13 protein-coding genes are annotated in these 21,194 nt (G+C 61.8%); 11 read left to right on the top strand and 2 right to left on the bottom strand.

Annotated elements, in window-relative coordinates; all coding sequences use genetic code 11:
• Nucleotides 1–441 precede the first annotated feature (441 nt).
• The 7 genes from AC1MFI_RS14130 (at nucleotide 442) to AC1MFI_RS14160 (ending at nucleotide 8,933) form a co-directional block, all read left to right on the top strand.
• Nucleotides 442–1,662, top strand: coding sequence for an IS110 family RNA-guided transposase (locus AC1MFI_RS14130; RefSeq protein ID WP_479817666.1), 1,221 nt, complete (start codon nucleotides 442–444; stop codon nucleotides 1,660–1,662).
• Between the two features lie 142 nt (nucleotides 1,663–1,804).
• Nucleotides 1,805–2,293 carry a hypothetical protein gene (locus AC1MFI_RS14135; RefSeq protein ID WP_479817668.1) on the top strand — a complete coding sequence of 163 codons (489 nt, stop codon included), beginning with the start codon at nucleotides 1,805–1,807 and terminating at the stop codon, nucleotides 2,291–2,293.
• Nucleotides 2,294–2,756: 463 nt separating this feature from the next.
• Nucleotides 2,757–3,701 (top strand): ParB/RepB/Spo0J family partition protein, encoded by a 945-nt coding sequence (locus tag AC1MFI_RS14140; protein ID WP_479817669.1) that lies wholly within the window; start codon nucleotides 2,757–2,759, stop codon nucleotides 3,699–3,701.
• 37 nt (nucleotides 3,702–3,738) lie between these two features.
• Nucleotides 3,739–4,914, top strand: coding sequence for a tyrosine-type recombinase/integrase (locus AC1MFI_RS14145; RefSeq protein ID WP_479820892.1), 1,176 nt, complete (start codon nucleotides 3,739–3,741; stop codon nucleotides 4,912–4,914).
• A 274-nt stretch (nucleotides 4,915–5,188) separates the two neighbouring features.
• Nucleotides 5,189–7,321, top strand: a complete 2,133-nt coding sequence (locus AC1MFI_RS14150; protein ID WP_479817671.1) for a tyrosine-type recombinase/integrase — start codon at nucleotides 5,189–5,191, stop codon at nucleotides 7,319–7,321.
• Nucleotides 7,322–7,433: 112 nt separating this feature from the next.
• Complete coding sequence (locus AC1MFI_RS14155) at nucleotides 7,434–8,255, top strand: ornithine carbamoyltransferase (RefSeq protein ID WP_479817673.1); 822 nt, start codon at nucleotides 7,434–7,436, stop codon at nucleotides 8,253–8,255.
• A 105-nt stretch (nucleotides 8,256–8,360) separates the two neighbouring features.
• Nucleotides 8,361–8,933 (top strand): hypothetical protein, encoded by a 573-nt coding sequence (locus AC1MFI_RS14160; protein ID WP_479817674.1) that lies wholly within the window; start codon nucleotides 8,361–8,363, stop codon nucleotides 8,931–8,933.
• 339 nt (nucleotides 8,934–9,272) lie between these two features.
• On the opposite strand, the gene AC1MFI_RS14165 is transcribed toward AC1MFI_RS14160, so the two are convergent.
• Nucleotides 9,273–9,701 (bottom strand): hypothetical protein, encoded by a 429-nt coding sequence (locus AC1MFI_RS14165; RefSeq protein ID WP_479817676.1) that lies wholly within the window; start codon nucleotides 9,699–9,701, stop codon nucleotides 9,273–9,275.
• 510 nt (nucleotides 9,702–10,211) lie between these two features.
• Between AC1MFI_RS14165 and mobF the strand changes: the two genes are divergently transcribed.
• The 3 genes from mobF (at nucleotide 10,212) to AC1MFI_RS14180 (ending at nucleotide 18,756) form a co-directional block, all read left to right on the top strand.
• Entirely contained in the window at nucleotides 10,212–14,966 is a 4,755-nt protein-coding gene (gene mobF / locus AC1MFI_RS14170) for a MobF family relaxase (protein WP_479820893.1), read from the top strand.
• A gap of 546 nt (nucleotides 14,967–15,512) precedes the next feature.
• Nucleotides 15,513–17,108 carry an ATP-dependent nuclease gene (locus AC1MFI_RS14175; RefSeq protein WP_479817677.1) on the top strand — a complete coding sequence of 532 codons (1,596 nt, stop codon included), beginning with the start codon at nucleotides 15,513–15,515 and terminating at the stop codon, nucleotides 17,106–17,108.
• The gene (locus tag AC1MFI_RS14180) at nucleotides 17,098–18,756 is read left to right on the top strand and encodes a UvrD-helicase domain-containing protein (protein WP_479817678.1); all 1,659 of its coding nucleotides are present in this window, start codon (nucleotides 17,098–17,100) and stop codon (nucleotides 18,754–18,756) included. Before AC1MFI_RS14175 ends, AC1MFI_RS14180 begins: the two co-directional genes overlap by 11 nt.
• 295 nt (nucleotides 18,757–19,051) lie before the next feature.
• On the opposite strand, the gene AC1MFI_RS14185 is transcribed toward AC1MFI_RS14180, so the two are convergent.
• Nucleotides 19,052–19,354, bottom strand: a complete 303-nt coding sequence (locus AC1MFI_RS14185; protein WP_479817679.1) for a DUF4193 domain-containing protein — start codon at nucleotides 19,352–19,354, stop codon at nucleotides 19,052–19,054.
• A 246-nt stretch (nucleotides 19,355–19,600) separates the two neighbouring features.
• Here AC1MFI_RS14185 and AC1MFI_RS14190 point away from each other — a divergent pair, with 246 nt between their 5' ends.
• Nucleotides 19,601–20,641 carry a PDDEXK nuclease domain-containing protein gene (locus tag AC1MFI_RS14190; protein WP_479817680.1) on the top strand — a complete coding sequence of 347 codons (1,041 nt, stop codon included), beginning with the start codon at nucleotides 19,601–19,603 and terminating at the stop codon, nucleotides 20,639–20,641.
• Nucleotides 20,642–21,194: the final 553 nt, after the last annotated feature.

Here is a 21,194-nt window from a genome sequence, read left to right on the forward strand (position 1 = left end):
CGGGCTTTCACCTACTGCTGCCGCTGCAGCCCAGGGACAAACGATGCGAGGCCGGCGGCCGCGGGTGTGTCACCTGTAGTGCTTCCCTGGTTTCCGCTGGCGCTCCAACCAAGGCAACGGTCCTCTCGCTTCGCTCCGGCCTGACAAGGCCCGGGCGCTCCTTCGTCGCACCCGACCCTGATGTTTTTGCTGCTGTCCTTATGTTGTTGAGCGGGTGGTTTCCGGGGCAGTTGTAGTGTTTCGGCTACCCAGGGGTGGTGGGTATGGCTTTGTCTGCTGTGCCGGGCGCTTGTCGTGACGGCTTCGTAGGATTGGCCGCCTGCCGTTCCCGTGATGGCCCGACCGCTGATTGAGAGACGCGACTGAAGCTCGCTGGATAAGGACACGACGGCGCGGTTATCTGCTGGGCTTTACTGGATGCCGAGATGATTGGAGGCTGCGATGGCGCAGCTGTGGGCTGGTGTAGATGCTGGTAAGACCCATCACCATTGCGTAGTGATCGACACGGACGGGACCCGCCTGTATTCGCAGCGGGTCGCCAATGACGAGAGTGCCCTGCTGAACCTGATCGCCGACGTCGCCGGCCTCACCGGTAATCCTGGTGGGGGTGAAGTGGTGTGGGCGACGGACTTGAACCATGGGGGAGCGGCATTGCTGATCGCCCTGCTGGCTGTTCATGATCAGCGGCTGCTCTACATCCCGGGTCGCACGGTTCATCACGCGTCCAAGACGTACCGCGGTGATGGGAAGACCGATGCGAAGGACGCACTGGTGATCGCTGACCAGGCGCGGATGCGCAGGGATCTACAGCCCCTGCGGGTGGGGGATGAGGTGAGCGTCGATTTGCGGATCCTGACCTCCCGCCGAGCCGACAAGGCAATCGATCGTGTGCGGGCTATCAACCGGCTGCGCGCCCAGTTGCTGGAGTACTTTCCCGCTCTCGAGCAGGCCTTTGACTACAGCCGGTCCAAAGCCGCGCTGATGCTTCTGACCCGGTACCGGACACCCGAGGCCCTGCGCCGAGCTGGTGAGGCTCGGGTACACGCCTGGTTGAAGAAGCACGGTGCCCGTAGCAGCGCCCTGGTCGCTGAAAAGGCCCTGACCGCAGCGAAGTCCCAGTACACCGTGGTGCCAGCACAACGGGTCGGGGAAATGATGGTCGCGGCCTTGGCCCAGGATGTCCTTGATTTGGAACGCGAGCTCGCGGACCTTGATGCGCTGATCAGTGCCCGGGTTCTCGATCACCGGCACACCAGCATCCTGCTGAGCATGCCGGGTTTTGGGCCCGTCCTGAGCGCCGAGTTCCTCGGGGCGACCGGCGGGGACATGGCAGCGTTTGACGGCGCGGATCGCCTCGCCGGCGTCGCGGGCCTCGCCCCGGTCCCGAGAGATTCGGGCCGGATCTCCGGCAATAATCACCGTCCCCGACGCTACGATCGCCGGCTCATGCGGGTCTTTTACCTATCAGCAATGTCCAGCCTGAAAAGCAACCCACCCTCCAGGACGTACTACGACCGCAAGCGAGCCGAAGGTAAATCGCATACCCAGGCCCTCATCTGCCTGGCACGTCGCCGCCTCAACGTCCTTTGGGCCATGCTCCGCGACAACGTGCAATACGAAGCTCAGCACGAGCTGCACCCGAGACTGTCGTCTGCACTCTGAGGACGATCGCGTATGGAACTTGATCGTTTCGCTCAGGTGGAAGGAGCGCTGAGGGGAGAATCCGTGGCGGAATAAGGAAATACGTGCTCTGATATCCCCACCAGCAGTATCTCCGTCGCTACTCGCAGGGCTAGGAGCCGTCATGCCAGACACCGATGAACTCGCCATCGCCCTGCCAGACCGAGTACAGGTCGCCCATCAACTCGCCGTGGTCACGAGGTTCCTAGCCGTCGTCACGTGGATCGGGGTCCTGGCGATGTTAGTCGTGAGTCCGAACGGGCTCGTCTTCGTGCTGCTGGGGGTGCCATTAGTCGTCGCAGCTGCGGCTATCTGGGCGAGCCGCACATCCAGGACGAGCATGCCGACACGGCGGCAGGGTAGGGCAACCATCAAGGCTGCGACTGGAGCACGCGTGGATGGTTTGCTCCCACACGGAACCACGTTGACGCTGGGTGCGAGCCTGATGGTTCCCGTCTACTACGCGGCGACACTTGCATGGGTGGGTGTGGCATACGTCGCGCTTAACGATCCCAGGCCCATCGTCCTCATCGCTTTCCCTTTGCTAGTCACGTTCGCCGCTTACGCCGCGAACAGGCACTTGAAAGCGATCGACACACCACCCGCACCCTAGTCACCGTCATTCGCCAGACACGACGGCTGAAACCTTTCTAGCGCAGTGCGAAGTATGGAGTGACTCACGGTCGACCCCTGAGTCAGGTCACTTACCTCGGTGCATGGGCTTAATGAGCGCCCCATCTGAGTGCAGATCCCTCTCGCCATGTCTCTTGAAGAAGTGCCTTGGAGCACGGCGCGGACGTTGACAACATCATTGAGATTCCTTCGGATTATCCGTCCCCGCTCCACAGCGTCAATCGGCTGCGCCGACGGTGCCGGCGACAAACCTCTACGGCGCTCCTTCGTCGCTTATTTCCTTCGAGTTTTCCCACCACCACCGCCCTCCGGGTTGCACACTGCTCCGTCGGGAACGAGCGAGCGAGCTCGCCAGCAGGCAAAAAACAACGGGGGAAGGATCCACTGCTGGTCACCAAGGGTCCCGACACCACTCACCTGCATCGCTAAGGAGCACAACCGCTATGTCTGTTCTGGAACAGATCAACCCCGCCACCCTGACCATCGACACGAATGTGCGCGCCGAGGCCCAGCTGGACAAGGCTTTCCTGTCCTCCATCAAGGAGCACGGAGTCATTCAGCCCGTCGTCGCCCATCGCACCGAGGACGGCACCCTGCACGTCCTGTACGGCCAGCGCCGCACCCTCGCCGCCGTTGAAAACAACCTCGACACCATGCCCGTGTACGTGGTCGACTCCCTCACCGAAGCCGACCGGCTCGCGAAGCAGATCGTGGAGAACGACCAGCGGCGCGAACTGACCGACCACGACCGCGCCGAAGCATTCCACCAGCTGTCCCTGCTCGGTGTGTCTGCCACGCAGATCGCCCGCAAGACCGGGGCGAAGAAAACCACCGTGGACGCGGCCCTGAAGGTCCGCGCCGACGACACCGCGACCGCGTTCCTCGCCGCGGGCATGACGCTGGACATGGCCGCAGTGATCGAGGAATTCGCCGGAGACACCGAAGCGATCGTGAAGCTCGAAACCACGGCCAAGGAGAACCCGCAGAGCTTCGACCACACCGCCCAGCGCATCCGCGACGACCGCGCCCGAGAGGCCGCTGTCGCGGCCGCGAAGGCCGAAGCCGAAGCCGCAGGGTTGACCCTCATCGAGGACGACTCAATCGCCTACTACGACTACAAGGGGCCCATGGCCAAGATCGGCGACCTGCGCACCGCCGACGGCGGCGCACTGACAGTAGAGGACGCCGACGCCGCCTACGTCCGGTGGACCTACTCGGGAGTCACCACGACCTACATCAACAGCGACTGGAAGGCCGCAGGCTTCACCAAGCCCGGCGCGCCCCGCGCCGGGAAGATGAGCGAGGAGGAAAAAGCCGAACGCCGGACCGTGATCGAGAACAACAAGGCATGGGACGCCGTCCTGTTGACTGAACTTCGGGGAGACTGAGGCCCAGCACTCCGGAGAGGTGGTCATCGTGGACGATATGCGGCTCAAGTTGCTCGAGGGTCAGATTGGGTTGCCTGGCATTGGCGCAGTCCAGCGAACCGCAGCAGGTTTGCTGCCGTATGTCGTGGTTGATGAGGCAGGGCTGGAGATCGAGCCGTTTTCGGTGTTCCTGCGTGATCTCGTGTTGACGGATATGAGCCCGTTGACGGTGCGGTCGTATGGAAATGACTTGCTGCGCTGGTGGCGGGTGCTGCAACTGATCGGCGTTCCGTGGGACCGGGCGGGCCGCTTGGAGGTTGAGGTCCTGGTGGGTTGGATGCGTTCGGCTGTTAATCCCCAGCGGCGGGGGAGCGCGGACCGGTTGATGAATCCGCGGACGGGAAAGCGGTCACTGGCTGCGGGGTATGCGCCGGCGACGATCAATCATGCGCTGGCTGTTCTTGCTTCCTTCTATGTCTTCCACGCTCGTTTTAGCCGGGGGCCCGTGATGAACCCGGTGCCGGAGAGCCCTGGCCGTCGAGCCCGGCTTGCGCATCGCAGCCCGATGGAAGAGATTCCGGGCGTGCGTCGTGCGCCGTTGAGGCAGAAGGCGGCCGTGCTGGCGCCGAGGTCAATGACGGATGATCTTGTTGATGAGCTGATGGGCGCGTTACGGACGAGCCGCGATAAGGCACTCGTGAGCTTGTATTTGTCATCGGGTGCCCGGGCGAGCGAGCTTCTCGGGGTCCGGGGTGATCAGGTGGACTGGGCAGGGCAGCGGGTCTGGGTCGTGTCCAAGGGGTCCAGGGCGTTGGAGCCGGTTCCAGCGTCTCCAGAATCCTTGCAGCATTTAGCGGCGTACTTCCATGAGCACGGCACTCCGAGACCAGACGAACTGATTTGGCGGGCTCTGCACGGGAAGACGCGACCGTTGAACTATCACGCGGCTCGGCGGGTCCTTCAGCGCGCGAATACCGTGCTGGGCACGGACTGGTCTCTGCATGATCTGCGGCATACGACGATCAATCGGATGGTGTCGGACCCGAATCTGACCGTGCCCGAGGTGATGGCGGTGACCCGCCATCGGAGGGTGTCGTCGATGGCGCCGTACCTGCGTCCGCGCATTGATGAGGTGTTCGAGAAGGTGCAGGAGCACTTCGCCGCTCCGCGACCGGAACCCACCCTGACACCGGGATATGACGCGGATGACTTCACGGTCGTGTTCGGTGGTTAGGCCCCTTAGGCGCCCTGAGCAGCGGCGTATCGAGCCGGCATCGTCTGTGAGGAGACCGGTCCGCAGCGTCATCATGCCCGCGCCGGCGCCCCCACCGAGCGTCCCGCCGCGTCCGCAAGGAGACCTGGACACTGCTTCTCTGGAGACGATCAACGGTTTGGTGGATGCGATTTGGCCGCGATCTCAACCGAGGTGCTCACTTCGGCGCGCGGGTTTGGGGTGGTTGCTGGGCTACCTCGAGGGGCACCCAGGCCGGACGTGGCAAGAACGATGGGTGGCTTCTGGACTCAATGATGGGCACCGCCGCGTCCGGGATCTGACCACGGGCAACCTTCGTCTGGACGGGGAACTGGGGCATTCACTGATGCTGCTGTGTTGCTTGCGCGTGATCCGGCCGTCCCTCGCAGCTTTCCGGATTAGCAGCTTCGTCCGCTACCACGAACAGTTTGAACATGCGCAGAATGATCCGGAGCTGGAGCGGTTTCTGGCATTGCTCGACCGGAGCGAAACCTCAGGGCATTTCAAGAGGTGCGCCCGCTTCGATGTTGCCGCCGCGTTGACGACCCAGGGCATCGCGTTCGCCGATCTGAGCGCGGAAGCGTTGCTGCACTACGCGATAGCCACACGCGACGGAGGTTGGGGCGCCGGCTACGAGGCCTATGTCGGCCACCTCGCCTGGCGGGTCCTGGCGGAATCCGGGCATTTCCCTGCGCATGTTCCTGCAACGCTGCGCGGAGCGATGCGGTCCCCGGCGATGACGCCCGCCGAACTCGTCGACCGCCACAACATCGTCGACCGTGACATCAACGCCCTGTTTGTGGCGTACCTGACCCGGCGCAGCCACGACATCGACTACTCGTCGTTGCGGGATCTAGCCGCGGACCTTTGCGGGAAGTTCTGGACCGGACTCCTGAAAATCAATCCAGCCCAGACGAATCTCGCCCTCACGCCGGAAGATTACGAGAGTTGGCGGGCACTGCTGGAAGTTCGCCTCGACGGACGACCGCGCCTGAGCACAGACGCGATCCTGACGAACATTCGCGCGTTCTACCTCGACATTCAAGGTTGGGCGGCTCAAGAACCAGAACGATGGGCCAGGTGGGTTGCACCCAGCCCCGTCGGCAGCAGGGAGATCAGGTCACAGGCGAAAGCGAAACGCAGAGCTAAAGAACGTCTGGATGGCCGCATACGCCTGCTTCAACCAGTCCTTCCTGCCTTCGTCGCCGCCGTCACTGCCCGCCGGGACCACGTGCATGAACTCTTGGAAGCCGCGACTATTGCCGAACCGGACCAGGCACTGACCGTCGGAGCAAAGCACTACAGGCGGTTGTGGACCGTCGGTGATGCCCGGCACGCCGAGATTCATGGGCGGCCCAACATCCGGGTGCTCGATGAGTTGACCGGGCGGGCGGTCAATGTCACGTTCACCGAGGACGCTTCGTTCTGGCAGTGGGCTGCCGTGGAGACATTGCGGCATACCGGACTGCGGTGCGAGGAACTCCTGGAGTTGTCGCAATTGAGCATCCGCCAGTACGCCCGGCCCAACGGGGAAGTTGTGGCCCTGCTCGTGGTCGCTCCGTCCAAGACCGACCGTGAGCGCGTGATCCCGATGACCCCCGAACTGTTCCATGTAATCGCGACGATCATCCGCCGGCTCACCCGAAACCGTCGCAGCGTGCCGCTAGCAACGCGCTATGACAAGCACGAACGAATCACCAGCGAACCGCAACCGTTCCTATTCCAACGCACCATCGGGCAGCGCACCGAAGTCATCAGCCCTGAAACACTGCGCGCAGAACTAAATAAGCTCAGCGATGCCCTCGCGGTCGACCACCCCGCGCTGGCCGGCTGCAGGTTCACCCCGCACGACTTCCGCCGCCTGTTTGCCACCGACCTCGTCAACCACGGCCTACCCATCCACATCGGAGCAGCCCTCCTCGGACACCTCGACGTGCAGACCACCCACGGCTACGTCACCGTCTTTCAGGAAGACGTCATCCGCCACTACCAGACCCACCTCGCCGGACGCCGGGCCGCCCGAGCAGCCCAGGAATACCGACCCCCGACCGCTGAAGAATGGACCGAATTCGAAGAACACTTCGACAAACGCAAAGTCGAGCTCGGCAACTGCGGGCGCCCCTACGCCACCCCCTGCGAACATGAACATGCCTGCATCCGCTGCCCCCTGCTACAGGTCGACCCTAAGATGATCAGCCGCCTCGACGAAATCAACGAAGACCTCATCACCCGGCGCGAACTCGCCCAAACCAAGGGCTGGCTCGGCGAACTCGAAGGCATCGACCTCACCCTCCAGTTCCTACAAGGCAAGCGGCAAGATGCACAACGGATGGCCCGATTCGGCGCAACCGACCTAGGCATCCCAGTCGTGCGTACTCCGGGAGATTGATTGGTTCATCCCCTGCTGAGCTCCGAATAGGCCCGGTTTTCACGCTAACCACCTGCTTCAAGACCACGCGTGGGCGCCGAACAATTGCCGGTGATCGCTCTATCGTTTAGGTATGCGCCACCTTCTTCGACTCGACGACTGGACCACGACCGAACTGCGAGATGTCTTCCGCCTGGCCGATGAATACAGTGCCGGAAACGGCCCTCGTTTCAACGGATGCGCAGCGCTCTTCTTCCCTCCATCGAGCCTCCGGACTAGGGTGTCATTCGAACGAGGCGCCACGCTCATGGGGCTACAGCCGATCACCATTCCGCCTGAGACACTCGATAAGCCTGAAGCACTCGAAGATGTTGCGGGCTACTTGGCGTCGTGGGTCGATGTGCTCGTTGTTAGGCACCAGAACATCAGCATCCTCGAAGGGCTAGCCGCATCTAATGCCCTTCCAGTCGTCAATGCCATGACGGCAGATAACCATCCCTGCGAAGTCCTCTCTGATCTCTACGCGATTTCTCGCACCCGCGATCTCGACCAGCTCCGTTTCCTTTTCGTGGGCGCCGATGGAAATATCGCGAGAGCGTGGTCTGAGGGGGCCAAAGCATTCGGGTTGAATCTAGTTCAATGCTGCCCAGCAGCGCTGGCGACACCAGGTACTCGGTGGACCGATGACCTCGATGCGGCGGTTGCCTCAGCCGACGTCATTATCACGGATGCTCCCGGCACTCACACGGACGAGCTGGCACCGTTCATCATCACAGCCTCGTTGCTGAAACAGGCCCCGGAGAGCGTACAACTTGCGCCGTGCCCGCCCTTTCAACGTGGACGGGAAGTGTCAGCCGAAGCAATCGACAGCCCCGCCTTCGTAGGACACAACTTCAAAGCATCGCTACTACCCGTGCAACAAGCGGTTCTCGCTCTGGCTCTCGGGAGGGGCTGACCGCATCAGCACGCTGGAAACAAAGTTCGAAAGAGTTCAGGGAACCGCACAACTCTTACCGGGCCCGGCCGATCTGAGGCACTTGCAAAGTGCAGAGAAGCTGAGGTGGTCCGCATCAACTTTGTAAAGGGACTGCTCAAAGGCAAGACCGCCCCGAAGAACGCGCTCCGCTTCGTCGCCCACGCGATGGGAGTCCACGCGTACACCGTCGCCGAAGGACTCTCCAAGCACAGCGACTTCGCCGCCGAACTGCTCACCGGCAGGGAGCCAAAGGCCACCGGGTTCGGCACCAGCTCGGAGCTGGCGAAGATCACCAGCCGCCCCAACGCCCGTCACGAAACCAACGCCCTCGCGATGGTCCTCACGGGATACGAGAAGCGTATGAGCCGCCAGTCATGGCGCGGGTCCGACCCCACCGCCAAGCACTACCTGACGCAACTGGCCACTTGGGGCTACGAACTCAGCGACGTGGAACGACTCATCACCCACCCCGCACCTGCACCAACCCCGAAACCAGCACCGGAACCCGCGCCAGAGATGCCGGACGCCGAACCGGTCGAGACGCAGGACGAAGCTCAGGACAACGAGCCGGAAGCGCAGGCAGAGCCGGGCGAGACGTTCGGGGAAGTCCACGCGGACGAGGAGGAGATGATCGCGGAAGAGTACGCGGCCGAGTAGCACCGGGCACCGGTGGTGCAGGAAGCGACAGCCCTGCACCACCAGCCCCGGCCCGGGTAGTCAGGGCAGGGGGAGGGGATGCCGGTCGGCTTACCGCTGGTGGGTGGGGCGGTTCGCCGCCGTTACGGGAACCTCGAGCTGTAGTGGCCGGCGACGAACCGCTGTCCTCGCACTCAATCTCGACCCGGCTCGAGTGCCGCGCACCAGGTACGCGCGCCCCGGCCGCGCCACACACCGACACGACCAGGAGGAAGGACCACGCAGATGCGTTGCCCACAGAAGAGGGGACCGACATACGTCGGTTCCCTCACTTCGTGCTGCCCGCTGGAGCGTCGTCCGCTACGCGGCCTTGGTCTCTGCCGCGACCTGTTCCGCGACGTCGTCCGCTGTTGCCGCCAGGGTCGGCTCGGTCCGCGCTTCTCCGGAGGGCGAGCTGGTGCCGGCCCCTTCCAGGGCCCGCTTCAGCTCGGCGGTACTGAGCCCAAGCCGGGCGGCGACCGCTGCGCGGCTCTCTCCGGTGTCGAGCATCTGCTGCACCTTCGCGCCGGCTTCTTTCGCGGCCGCCTCGGCATCTTCCTCGGCTTTCGCCAGGATCGCATCGGCCCGCTCCTGCGCCTCGGCGCGGATCTGATCGGTCTGCTGCTGCTGCTCGAAGAACTCCGCCGCCAGGTCGATCAACCGCTCGTGCCGCTCGGTCAGTTCTTGGGCTTTCGCCCTAGCTTTTTCGCGTGCCGCGACCTGCTGCGCTGACTTCCTTGGTGCTGCCATGATGACTCGTCCCCTTCACTCATCCTGCGTTCAAGACCTGTATCTGATCCTGCCCCGGCCGCGACTTGCGAACCGGCGCATCTTCCCTACCAAACCTAACGGTTAGCGGCCGCCCACCCCTCGGGCAGCCCGGACTGCGAACAGCCGATGCGGACCTCGCTGATGCTCGGGCTGGATGCAACGGACGTTGCCCACACGTGGATAGCTCCGAGATAACCGCTGCGTCTCTCCGCTGCCCACCTGGTGGATAACGTCCGTTAGCGGTTCCACACAATCGAACGATCGGTGGATAACGAAGATCGTGTTACCCACCGCTCATTCTCATGTGCACAACCGCATCGAGAATCGATGGACCAATCGTACTGGTTTCCATGGCGCTTCATCTGGGTTTCCTCCTTCGTCGTCACCATGCGATTTCGCACCCTTCCAACCAGCACAATCTGTCACACCTCATGCACTCTTGTAAGTGAGGTCGACAATCGCGTCCCAGCCCGCGAGAATAGGGCTGTGATGACCGTCCATAAGCTCAGTGCTGGGGACGGTTACGCCTACTACACCTCCGAAGTCGCCAGCGGTGACGAGCTGCGCGCAGGCGGCCGCGAGCTGGGGGACTACTACACCGTCGACGGCATGCCTCCGGGGCAGTGGGTCGGACACTCCAAGGAGCTTTTGGAGGTCGAGGGCGAAGTCACCGAGGCGCAGATGAAAGCTCTCTTTGGCGAAGGAATTAAGCCCAACGCAGCTCAGATACTCGCTGATGGAGGCACACAGGCCGACGTCGCTTTGGGCCGGAAGTATCTTCAGTTCGGCGCTGCCAATACAGAGATGACCCGCCGCATCGACGAGGAAGCCGCCCGCTTCCGGCGCACCAGTGGACCCGGGTGGAGCGGCCCCGAGAATGCCGACAAGGCGCTTCCCACAGAGGCCATGCACGAGATCCGGTTCCGGGTAGGAGGCGAGCTATTCCGTGAATCCCACGGCCGGAACGCCCGCAGCAACGAAGAGCTGGCGCGCTACGTTACGGCGCAGACAGCGCCCAAGCAGCAGACAGTGGCTGGGTATGACCTGGTGTTCTCTCCCGCCAAATCGGTATCCCTGCTGTGGGCGCTCGGCGGAGACGAAGCCCGCAAAGCCGTCGAGGCTGCCCACAACGAAGCCATCGCCGAGACGATCACCTTCCTCGAGAAGAACGCCGTCTACACCCGCCGTGGACCGCAGGGAGTACGGCAGATCGACGTGAAGCACGGACTGGTCGCTACCCAGTTCCGGCACTACGACTCCCGCGCCGGGGACCCCCAACTGCACGACCACGTCGTCATCGCGAACAAGGTCCAGGGAGTTGACGGGAAGTGGTCCTCCCTCGACGGACGCACCCTCTATAAAATGAACGTCGCCGCGTCCGAGACGTACAACGCGAAGGTCATCGAGAAGGTCTGCGCGTCCCTCGGCGTCAGCACCGTCGCCCGGGCAACCGGTGGCGGAGAGCCCGTGTACGAAGTCGCCGGCATTGACTTGGACGCCATCCACCGGGCCTCCTCGAGGCGCACCAACATCGCCGGAGCGATTAGCCGGCTCGAAACCGAGTTCACTGATAAGCACGGGTACGCACCCTCGGACAAGCAGAAGATCGCCCTGGCACAGCAGGCCACACTGGAGACCCGACCGGAGAAGAAGAGTGCGCGCCGGCTCTCCGAGCTGGTCGACGAATGGCAAAAGGACTACAGCACCGGGCTGGACGGCGGGATGGGGATACCGGTCGGAACGGCCCTCCTCGAGCACGTCCGCAACGCAGGCCCCCACACACTCGACGGCGCACAATCGGCCCCGAGTGTCGCGGACCTTAACGAGCACGAGCACGCCCGTCAGATCGTCCACGAGCTGTCAGCCAAGCGTGCTTCGTGGGGCCGGAACCACGTCATCGCCCAGACCCGCCGACACCTCAAAGAAGCTTTCCCCGGGCATACCATCACCGACGAAACCATGGAGAAGGTCACCCGCTCCATCACCGGCACCTGCAGTCTCCAGGTCACACCAGAGGCGATTACACCGCGCCTGCGCGAGTTCCAACGGTCCGACGGAACGAGTCAGTTCCAGCAGGCCCACAGCGCTTTGTTCACCTCCCACGAAGTACTGAACGCCGAGCACAGGATCCTCGCCGCCGGACAGAAGACCGTCATCCCCGCCGTGTCGACGGAACGCTTCGAGAAGGTGCTGGCGAAGCACACGGAAGCCGCGGCCAAGAGCGGCAAGCCATCCCTGTCCCAGGGACAGATTGACCTGGCCCGCGCGTTCGCCACCGACGAGAAGCTGCTCACCCTCGGCATCGGACCGGCAGGAACAGGCAAGACCACCAGCCTCTCCCTTGCCGCGGACGCCGTCCGGGACACCGGCGGACGAGTCATCGGGCTCGCCCCCACCGCCGCCGCGGCCGCCGTCATGAGCGCAGACCTCGGAGCGGAAGCTACGACCATCGACGGGTTCCTTGCCACCCACCGCAACCAGCAAACCGGCACGAGTACGAGCACAGGAGGTTTCGCTCTCAATGCCGGGGACGTGATCATCGTTGACGAAGCCGGTATGGTCACCACCCCGAAGCTCGCTGACGTCGTCGCCGTCGCCGCCCGCAAAGGCGCCGTCGTCAGGGCCATCGGAGATGACCGCCAGCTCGGTGCCATCGGCTCGGGCGGTGCGCTGCGGCTGCTCAATAACGAGGTCGGAGCGGTCCGCCTCGAGGAAGTCCACCGCTTCCGCACCGAAGGCGAGTCGGAGGCGTCCCTGGCGCTACGCGAGCCGCCCGCCGCCGGCGCGGACACTCCGTTCCACTGGTACCTCGAGAACAAGCGCGTCACCGCAGGCACCACCGAAGCCATGACGCAGTACGCCCTCAGCGCGTGGATGGCCGACACCCAGGCGGGCAAGACCTCGCTGCTGATCGCCACGGACAACGCCACCGTCACCGACCTCAACGCCCGCGCACAGGCCGCCCGCATCGCCACCAACGACCTCGCCGACGGCACCGACCCGATCACCGAAGCAACACCGTCCGTCGTCCTGCGAGACGGACTACGCGCTTACACCGGCGATACCGTCGTCACCCGCAAGAACGACCGAACCCTGCAGGTCAACCAGGGCAAGGACTTCGTCAAAAACAACGACGTTTGGACCGTCGAGAAGGTCACCGCAGACCCCGCCACCAACACAGCCGCCGATACAGCTGCAGGTGAGGAGAGGCAGCGCATCACCCTCCGGCATGCAGGCCACCGTGGACGGATCACCGTCGACGCCGATTACCTCCACGAACACGGACAGCTCGGCTACGCCGCGACCGTGCACCGCGCCCAGGGCGCGACGGTCGACACCGCGCACGCGATTCTGGACGAGCGGACCGACCGCGCCGGCGCCTACGTCGCTGCCACCCGAGGACGTGAGACGAACCGGCTCTACGTCGCCCTTGGCGACGACAACGACCAGGCCGTGACCCGCGACAGTGTCCTGTCCATGATTACTGCGAACTACGACCGCACTCTGTCCGCGCACGAAGCAGTACGGCTAGAGGCCGTCCGATCTGGTGACGTTGCTACCCTCGCCGGCGTCTACAACGAGGTCGAGAACGCCGCATGGGAAGCCAAGACCAGGACCATCGCGGCCGAAGTGATCGGGCCGCGGACCGCCGTGCAGTTCACCTCGCACGAAGCATGGGGAGCAGTCGCAACCCACCTGCGCACAGCAGAAGCCCAGGGACTCGACCCCGCAGCACTCCTCGCCCAGGCCGCCGGCGTCAGCCGCGACAGCACGGGGCGCGGACAGCACTCCGACACCGGTCACCTGCGCGGGTTCGACGGAGCACAGGACCCGGCAGCCGTCCTCGCCTACCGGCTCGAGCAGCGCATCGACGCCGCCCACAGCCTCCTCACCAACGCCGATCACCGTCCCCTCGGCGCCGTATCCGACGAGCACCTGGCCCGCCTCGCACAGCAGGACACGAAGCACGCAGCAGGAACCGAGCTACCGCGCCGCTCGCCCGGAGAGACGCCTTTGGACACGCAGTGGGCGGCACGTCCGTTTGCGCTCGTGCAGACCGACAAGCTTACCGACGCTCACACCGATGCCCTGCAGAGGGTGCAGGCAATCGACCCGACCCAGCCCGTCGACGCCTCGACGAGGAAGGCACAGTGGACCGTGCAGGCGATGACCGTCGAGCTGGAACGCCGCCAGAGCCTCTCCCCGACGCAGGCCGCAATCGAGCGCACCACACGCGGGGAAGATCCCCGCACCGCCCACCAGGTCACCATCGGCGACGCCATCCGGAACGAGCAACAACTCCGCTCCGTCGCACTGCCACAGGTCAGCACGGCCAGCAACACGAGCACGCGCCCAGCGGCAGCCGCGACGGTCAGCGACGACCTCGCGCCGTCCGTGCTCCTGCGCGACGAGCTGGTGCCGGCCTCCTACCGGACCGAGCTTGACCGGCTCAGGACGCACCTCGGGCACAGGGTCCTCGTCCGGGGTGCGCAGCTCGCGGAAGAGAAGCCAGCGTGGACGAACGCGCTCGGGCCCGTTCCTGGGAAGAACGCGAAAGCAGCCGAGTGGCACAGCATCGCAGCCGAGACCGAGGCGTACCGGAACCGGTACAACATCGGCACCCACGAGACCGCGCTGATCCCCAAGCAGTACAGGCACGAAGCGACCGCGCAGCGCCTTATCGAGCGCGCCACTGCCCTGCACAAGCACAGCGAACTCACGACCGTTGCACCTCGGACGGCCACGCAGAGCCAGCAGGGGACGGACGAGGCAGCCATCGTCGACCGCATGACGACCGAGCAGGCTGCAGCCCGCCGGGTCATCGACCGGATGCGCGCAGAACGCGCCGCCGCCAGCGACCCGCTGCCGGCACCGCAGCAGCGCGAGGCACGCATCGTCGACGCTGTACAGGCCGAACCAGTACCGCAGCAGGGTGACGATATGTCGGCCGCCGTCGCCCGTGTGCTCGCTAGACACCGCGCACAGGCGGCAGCCGCCGCAGGTACGACAACGCCGGGTGCGCAGGACCAAATCAAGAAGGAGCCCGCGGTGAAGGAGACGAGGAAATCTACTCTGGCGCAGAACGAGGGACAAAGTTTAAGTGCCGTGCAGGCTGAAGCCATTCGTCGCCGGCGCGACGCAGCGGCAGATACCGCGCAGAGGAAGTCGGCAAGGAATGATGCGGCGACAACGAGTAGGCGTGCTCACGATCCTCATTCGCGTGACAAGGGACGGTCGCTTTAGTGGGGTGAAGAATGGCCGGACTTGAATCAAGGCCACGAACGAGTTCTTCGACTGTAGACACGTGGAGCCCCCGACTCGATCCTGAGCCTATCTTTGCCTGATCCTCGCAAACCTGCAGGACGGCCGCATTGAGGGCCAAATCGCGCCGCTCAGACACATACAGCACGGCCATGCATCGTCCCCCTTCGAGGACGCTAGCTCCGAGGACGATCTATGGAACCCAGCGGTCATAACGGACGACCGTCCACGTGAATCGCCACGAAGTCGCGTTGGCTTGGCTCGACGACGGAAGCTCATCCTGCCTCACAACACCTGCCGAGCACGGCACGACGTCCATCCAAGGCGGGTAAAGCCGGCCGCTCTCACCACGCCACTGCTTCTACCGAGGTTCGGCCCACACCTCGATAAGGTGATCCAAGGACGTGCTGGGTCTCGGACGAATACGTCCAGCAAGCGGAACAACGTCCAACCAAATCTTGAACGAAAAATCGGGGCAAAATGCGGATAACAAATTTTGACATTTCTGGACATTCTCGTCTAAAAGACATGAGCGTGGAGATCAGAGATCATCTTGTCATCGTTGGAGCTAACGATGTGGGAAAGACATCAATATTTAGACTCCTCAATAATCTTCTTGGTTCAACCGTTCAACAGATGTACCAATCCCTTTCACTTGCAGATCTACGGTCTCCTGCAGAAACACTCGTAGTCAGTGCACGCTTGGAAGCATTTACGCAAATAGAGTCTGGACTCTTTCCCTTTGAGATGACAGTCAAGGAGGGCTTTGATAACTATCTCGAGATTCGCTTGGAAGTTCGCAGTTCGCCAGAAGACCCCGAAAACGTCGTAATCGACCGATTTTTTCCTGATTCCGGAAACCGCAGATCACCATCCAGAGACCAGTTGGGGGCCATCGGGTGGCGCTACTTGCCCGCTAATCGAACCAATTCCGGAGACTATATGGTTGGCAAGAATAGCCCCTTCCGAAGCATGCTGGAGTTAACCAACATCGGCGGCGAGCTGGTCGATCTAGGTACGCTGCTGGAGCAATTTAATGAAAAGCTTGCGACCAACGAGGCTTTAAGTGAACTAAAGCGGAAGATTGCAGTGCACTTGTCACGTTCAGTCCCGCGCACCTATGACGAGGCCTCACTGTCCATTCGAACTACGGCTGATCCCCTTGAGCAGCCCTTGCAAGACGTATCAATTTTCATAAAAGACGGAAATAATTTGAAAAGCCTGGCCGACCAAAGTGACGGCATGCGCCAACTGCTAGCGCTTACTTTTTTCGATCTTGCGCAAGCATCAGCAAACATCGTCGCCGTCGATGAGCCGGAATTGCACCTCCATGCTTCAAGCCAAAGGACTGTTGCTAGTCTATTTGCAGAATCAGACCAGCAGCGTCTAGTCGTTACCCACTCACCTTACATAGTTCAAAGATTTGAGCCTAAACACGTCCTTGTCATAAACCCAGCAAGTGAAGCACTGCAAATACCTGCAACGAATTTTTCCACGGTAGAAAAAGAAATGCTTCAATGGTGGTCTCCTCAACTTTTAGAAGGGCTCACAGCTCAGCGACTGATGTTCGTCGAAGGGCTAGCTGACCGTATTGTGATCGAAGCGGCTGCCGCAGCACTAGGCATCAGCCTAGATCGCCTCGGCGTTTCGGTTTTTGCGCTGGACGGTGCAGACAAGTTCAAGCACGTGCTCCAGGTTGTGGGAAGGCACGGGTTCAACCTTCGTATGTGTGGTCTTTGCGACGAAGATAGGAAAGACTCGTGGGCGACAATTCTTGGTCTCAAACCCAAAAACCTAGGGCAGAGCGGGTTTTTTATTGCATCAACTGATCTTGAGCACGAATACGTGCGCGCGATAGGCGCCAAAGCAGTTTCACAAGTCTTGATATCAAGCGGAGTGGCCCGAGAGCAGGGCATAACTCAAGCATGTGGCGAGTCAGAACTTGATGCGGTTACCGACGAGCAGTTGGCCAAGTTTATTTCGTCTCAAGACAGTAGGAAGGTACCAGCTGCTCGAGCCGTCTCGGCAATACTTACAGCGGATCATGTCAAGGCTAGCCCGTCCCTATTGGGACTGTTGACCTTCATAGGTGCGACTGAATCCGGGGTGCTCGATGCAGAGTGAACCTTTTGGCAACCAAAGGAGGGCGGTGGAAAGTGAAGCCGCCCATGTGCTCGTGATGGCTCCGCCAGGCTGCGGCAAAACTGAGGTCCTAGCCATGCGGGCGGCTTATCTCATTCGGACTGGAGTTGTGCGACCGCAACGAAAACTGCTCGCTCTGACTTTTACAAACCGGGCAAAAGAAAATCTCGGCGGCCGGCTACGAGGACAACTCGGCGACTCCCGGATGCGTAGCTCCGTATCGGTCATGAACTTTCACGAGCTGGCAGCTCGAATCGTTGAGGCTCACTTCCGGACCATTAACCTGAATCCAGGACTCGTCTTTCCTAACGCGTCCTGGATGAGAAAGACAACGGAAAGCTTGCATGGGGATTGGAGGAATCGGAAGGAGGCAACCGAGCTACTCGCAGTGATGAAGAGAGAGACGATTGACGACTCCGAACTCTTTCGGCGTGTACAAGAATCAGGTAACTCCCTTGCCGTGGCCATCGAGGAACGGAGGCGATCCGAGAATTACCTCGACTACGGCGATATTCTGAGATACGCATCCCTACTCCTGCAAAACGAGAAAATTTCAGCCCTTTTTCAAGAGCACTTTGACGCGCTACTAGTCGATGAGTTTCAAGATTTGTCTTTGCAGCAGCATGCCATTGCCAAATCGGTGTGCAGCCATAACTCTACCTTCGTTGGAGACCCATATCAAGGAATTTTTGGATGGGCAGGAGCTTGCCCCGTCGAGGTTCATGAGTCGCTAAGGGAATCTTCTGGTGAAGTAGTTGACCTTAACGTTTCCTTTAGGTCATCTCCCGCTGTGCTGAACGTCGTTAATTCTGTCTCGCAGGGTCTGGGAGCCGGGTCTTTAACTGCGGCTGAACCTGCTGTCTGGAAACATGGTGGCTACGCTTATGCGGTCGCGTTCAAATCAGATGACAAGGAAGCTGCAGGAATTGTTGCTCTGACTGATCAGTTGGCGAAAGCCTATCCAAAGGACCGAATAGCAGTTATTTGCCGGGCGGAATACCGACGATCTGCACTTAGGGGGGCCTACGATTCTGCAGACTCTAAGCCACAGTACTGGGACATCGCTCTCGACGCGCCGAGGGTGGTGCGCCTACTCAAACAACACGTGCGCCACGTTGATGTCTCGAATGACTTTGAAACGCAAGTTGCGGAACTGCTGGAACGCGCGAGTGCCGCCGCCGCTACAACTGATCTTGACACGCAGAGTGAGATCCATACGGCTTGCGAGCAGCTTTTGGAATTGAAGTCGCCTGATGAATCCGTCAGGCAATTAATGGGACGGATTCGTGACACCCAGGACCCATCGCCCGTCCAGACCGGAGTGCACGTACTGAATGCTCATGTGGGCAAGGGTCAACAGTTCGATTGGGTCATTGTAATGGGTTTGGAGGAAGGTCATGTTCCCAGCGCATACTCGGTGACCGATGAGCAGGTGCTTGAAGAGCAGAGGGTTCTGCTGGTTATGCTTTCTAGAGCCAGGAAGGGTTTGTTCCTGACTTACGCCGAAGAAACTCGAAACAAGTATGGTCGAATCTTCCGTGAAGGGCCGTCGCGATGGTGGAGCGTCATGGCTAAGTCCTGTGGCCCGATTCCGGAGAGTGTTCGACGAATTATGCAACTCGAACAGTGATGTTTCTTCACTTAGATCCATGTTTGGGCTGTGTCGGGGGTCGCACCTGCGTTGCTTGTCTCTAGGGATGGAATCAGGGACTCGACACTTGGGGGGGGCGAAACGCAAGTGTTTGGGGGTCGGCGTGTCCTGGCTGTGTCGATGCGGTCAGCCCGCTGTCTCCTCCGGCCAGGCCTAGCTAGATCGCGACGGTTGTCAATGTAAGTTGACTTTAGGTCGCTATCGGTCCTTAGGAGCCTTGTCCTGATCGGGACGATGGGTAACTGACATCAACGGTCCTTCGGGTGGGTGTTGGTCACCCTTCGCATTCGGCGCAATACTTGGCGCCGTTCTTCTCGCGGGCGAGCTGGGTCCGGTGGTGGACGAGGAAGCACGACATGCAGGTGAACTCGTCCTCCTGCACGGGGACGACCTGGACCAGGAGCTCTTCCTCGAGGATGGCGCCGGGCAGGTCGAAGCCTTCGGCGGTGTCGCTGTCCTCGGCGTCGATGACGGCCGTCTGCGTCGTGGCGCTGCGCTGGGCCTGAATCGCATCGAGCGACTCGTTGGCGGGCTGGTCTTCCGGGCGAACGCGGGGCTCGTCGTAGTCGGTTGCCATGGTGTCTGAGTCCAATCGTTGTGGGGGTGTCGCAACAGGGTACAGGCGTCCTCGAGGCGCTCGGGTTCGGTTGTGCTAGCAGCTAATTCCTCGCACTTTGCGGTCCCACGATGGTTGGCTGCGCGTAGCAACCCAGCACGATGAGCGCAGGTTCAAATGCTGTGTGGGGGCGGTGTGCATCGCTCAGTAGGCAGCGGTGTTGTGCCTCGGCGCGTCAGTTGTGTTCGTGCTGAAAGGATAGGAATCATGACAACCTCCGACGTCGCCCTGCCTGATGAGTACGGCTCGACCCTGCAGGCGCTGAAGGATCGCGTCCGTGGTGCTCGTCAGAGGGTGCAGCGCACCGTGAATACGCAGCTGATTGAGCTGTACTGGCACCTGGGCCACGAGATCCTGATCCGGCGTGAACGCCAGGGGTGGGGGACTGGAGTTATGAAGCGGCTGGCGGAGGATCTGCGGGCCGAGTTTCCGGACATGACCGGCCTGTCGCGCAGCAACCTGCAGTACATGCGTGCTTTCGCGGCTGCCTGGGACGAGGACGCAATTGTCCAACAGGCTGTTGGACAATTGCCGTGGGGCCACGTCGTCCTGCTGCTGGACAAGCTCGACACCCCCGATGCCCGCGACTGGTACGCCCGGGCGGCCGTCGAGTACGGGTGGTCCAGGAATGTCCTGGCGAACATGATCATGAATAAGTCGATGGAGCGCACCGGGACCGCACCGTCCAACTTCACCCGCAGCCTGCCCGCGCCGGACTCCGAGCTGGCGCAGCAGACTGCCAAGGACCCGTACGCCTTCGAGTTCCTCGGACTCTCCGGTGAGGTCGCCGAGCGGGATCTTGAGCAGGCCCTCATGGACCGCATCGTCGATACCCTCCGGGAACTCGGCTCTGGCTTCGCCTTCGTCGGCCGACAAGTGCACTTCGAGGTCGAGGGAGATGACTTCTACATCGACCTGCTGTTCTTCCACGTCGAGCAGTTGCGCTACTTCGTCATTGAACTCAAGACCGGTAAATTCCAGCCCGAGTACGCCGGCAAACTGAACTTCTACGTCGCCCTTGTCGACGACAAGCTCCGCCGCGACGCTCACAACGACACTGTCGGGATCCTAATCTGCGGCAGCAAGAACGATCACACTGTCCGCTACGCGCTCGGCCGGTCGGAGTCACCGATGGCGGTGTCCACCTACACCTATGAGAGTCTGCCTGCTGCGGAGCAGCGCGCCCTGCCGGCGGCCGACGAACTCACGGCAGCGTTCGACCAGATCGCGTCGGAAAGCGCGGAATAGGAGGGAATCCAACTGTCCCTCTCCAAGCCAATACCTGGTATCAGGTAGCTGTAGATGCTTCAAGGGCATCGCGGGAGGGCTGCGCTGTACGAGCCATTACTGGAGCCGCGCCCAACTTAGTCCGCTCCGTAAGTCTGTAAGTATGTAAGTCTGTAACTCCGCAAGTGCAGAACGTGCGATGACAGCTCTTAGTGGTCCTTCAACTTCAGGTCGGGCTCTATGTGAGTCCATTAGTCCTTGAAACGAGTAGACAGTGCTCGACATGAGTGACGAGCTGCTTGTGCAGACACCGTCTGCACAAGCACTCTGACCCAGAATCTGCGGCGCAGTGCTGCGGGCGGCAGGGGAGTTGGAGCGCGGCATCCTGACGCAGCGTTTCTCGGTAGCACTTTGATTGCGGGGCGGTAGGGGATCGACCCACGTCAACATTGGTTGACATAATGTAGATTATCGGCGGATCGGAAGCGCCGTTCTGGAAGGGGTTGTCGCCGGTTGCGACCGCTACAGGAATGCGCGCGCCTTCACGACTCCATACCAACCAGTAGTTTGTAGC

The organism is Arthrobacter sp. BC5 (genome assembly GCF_056680255.1).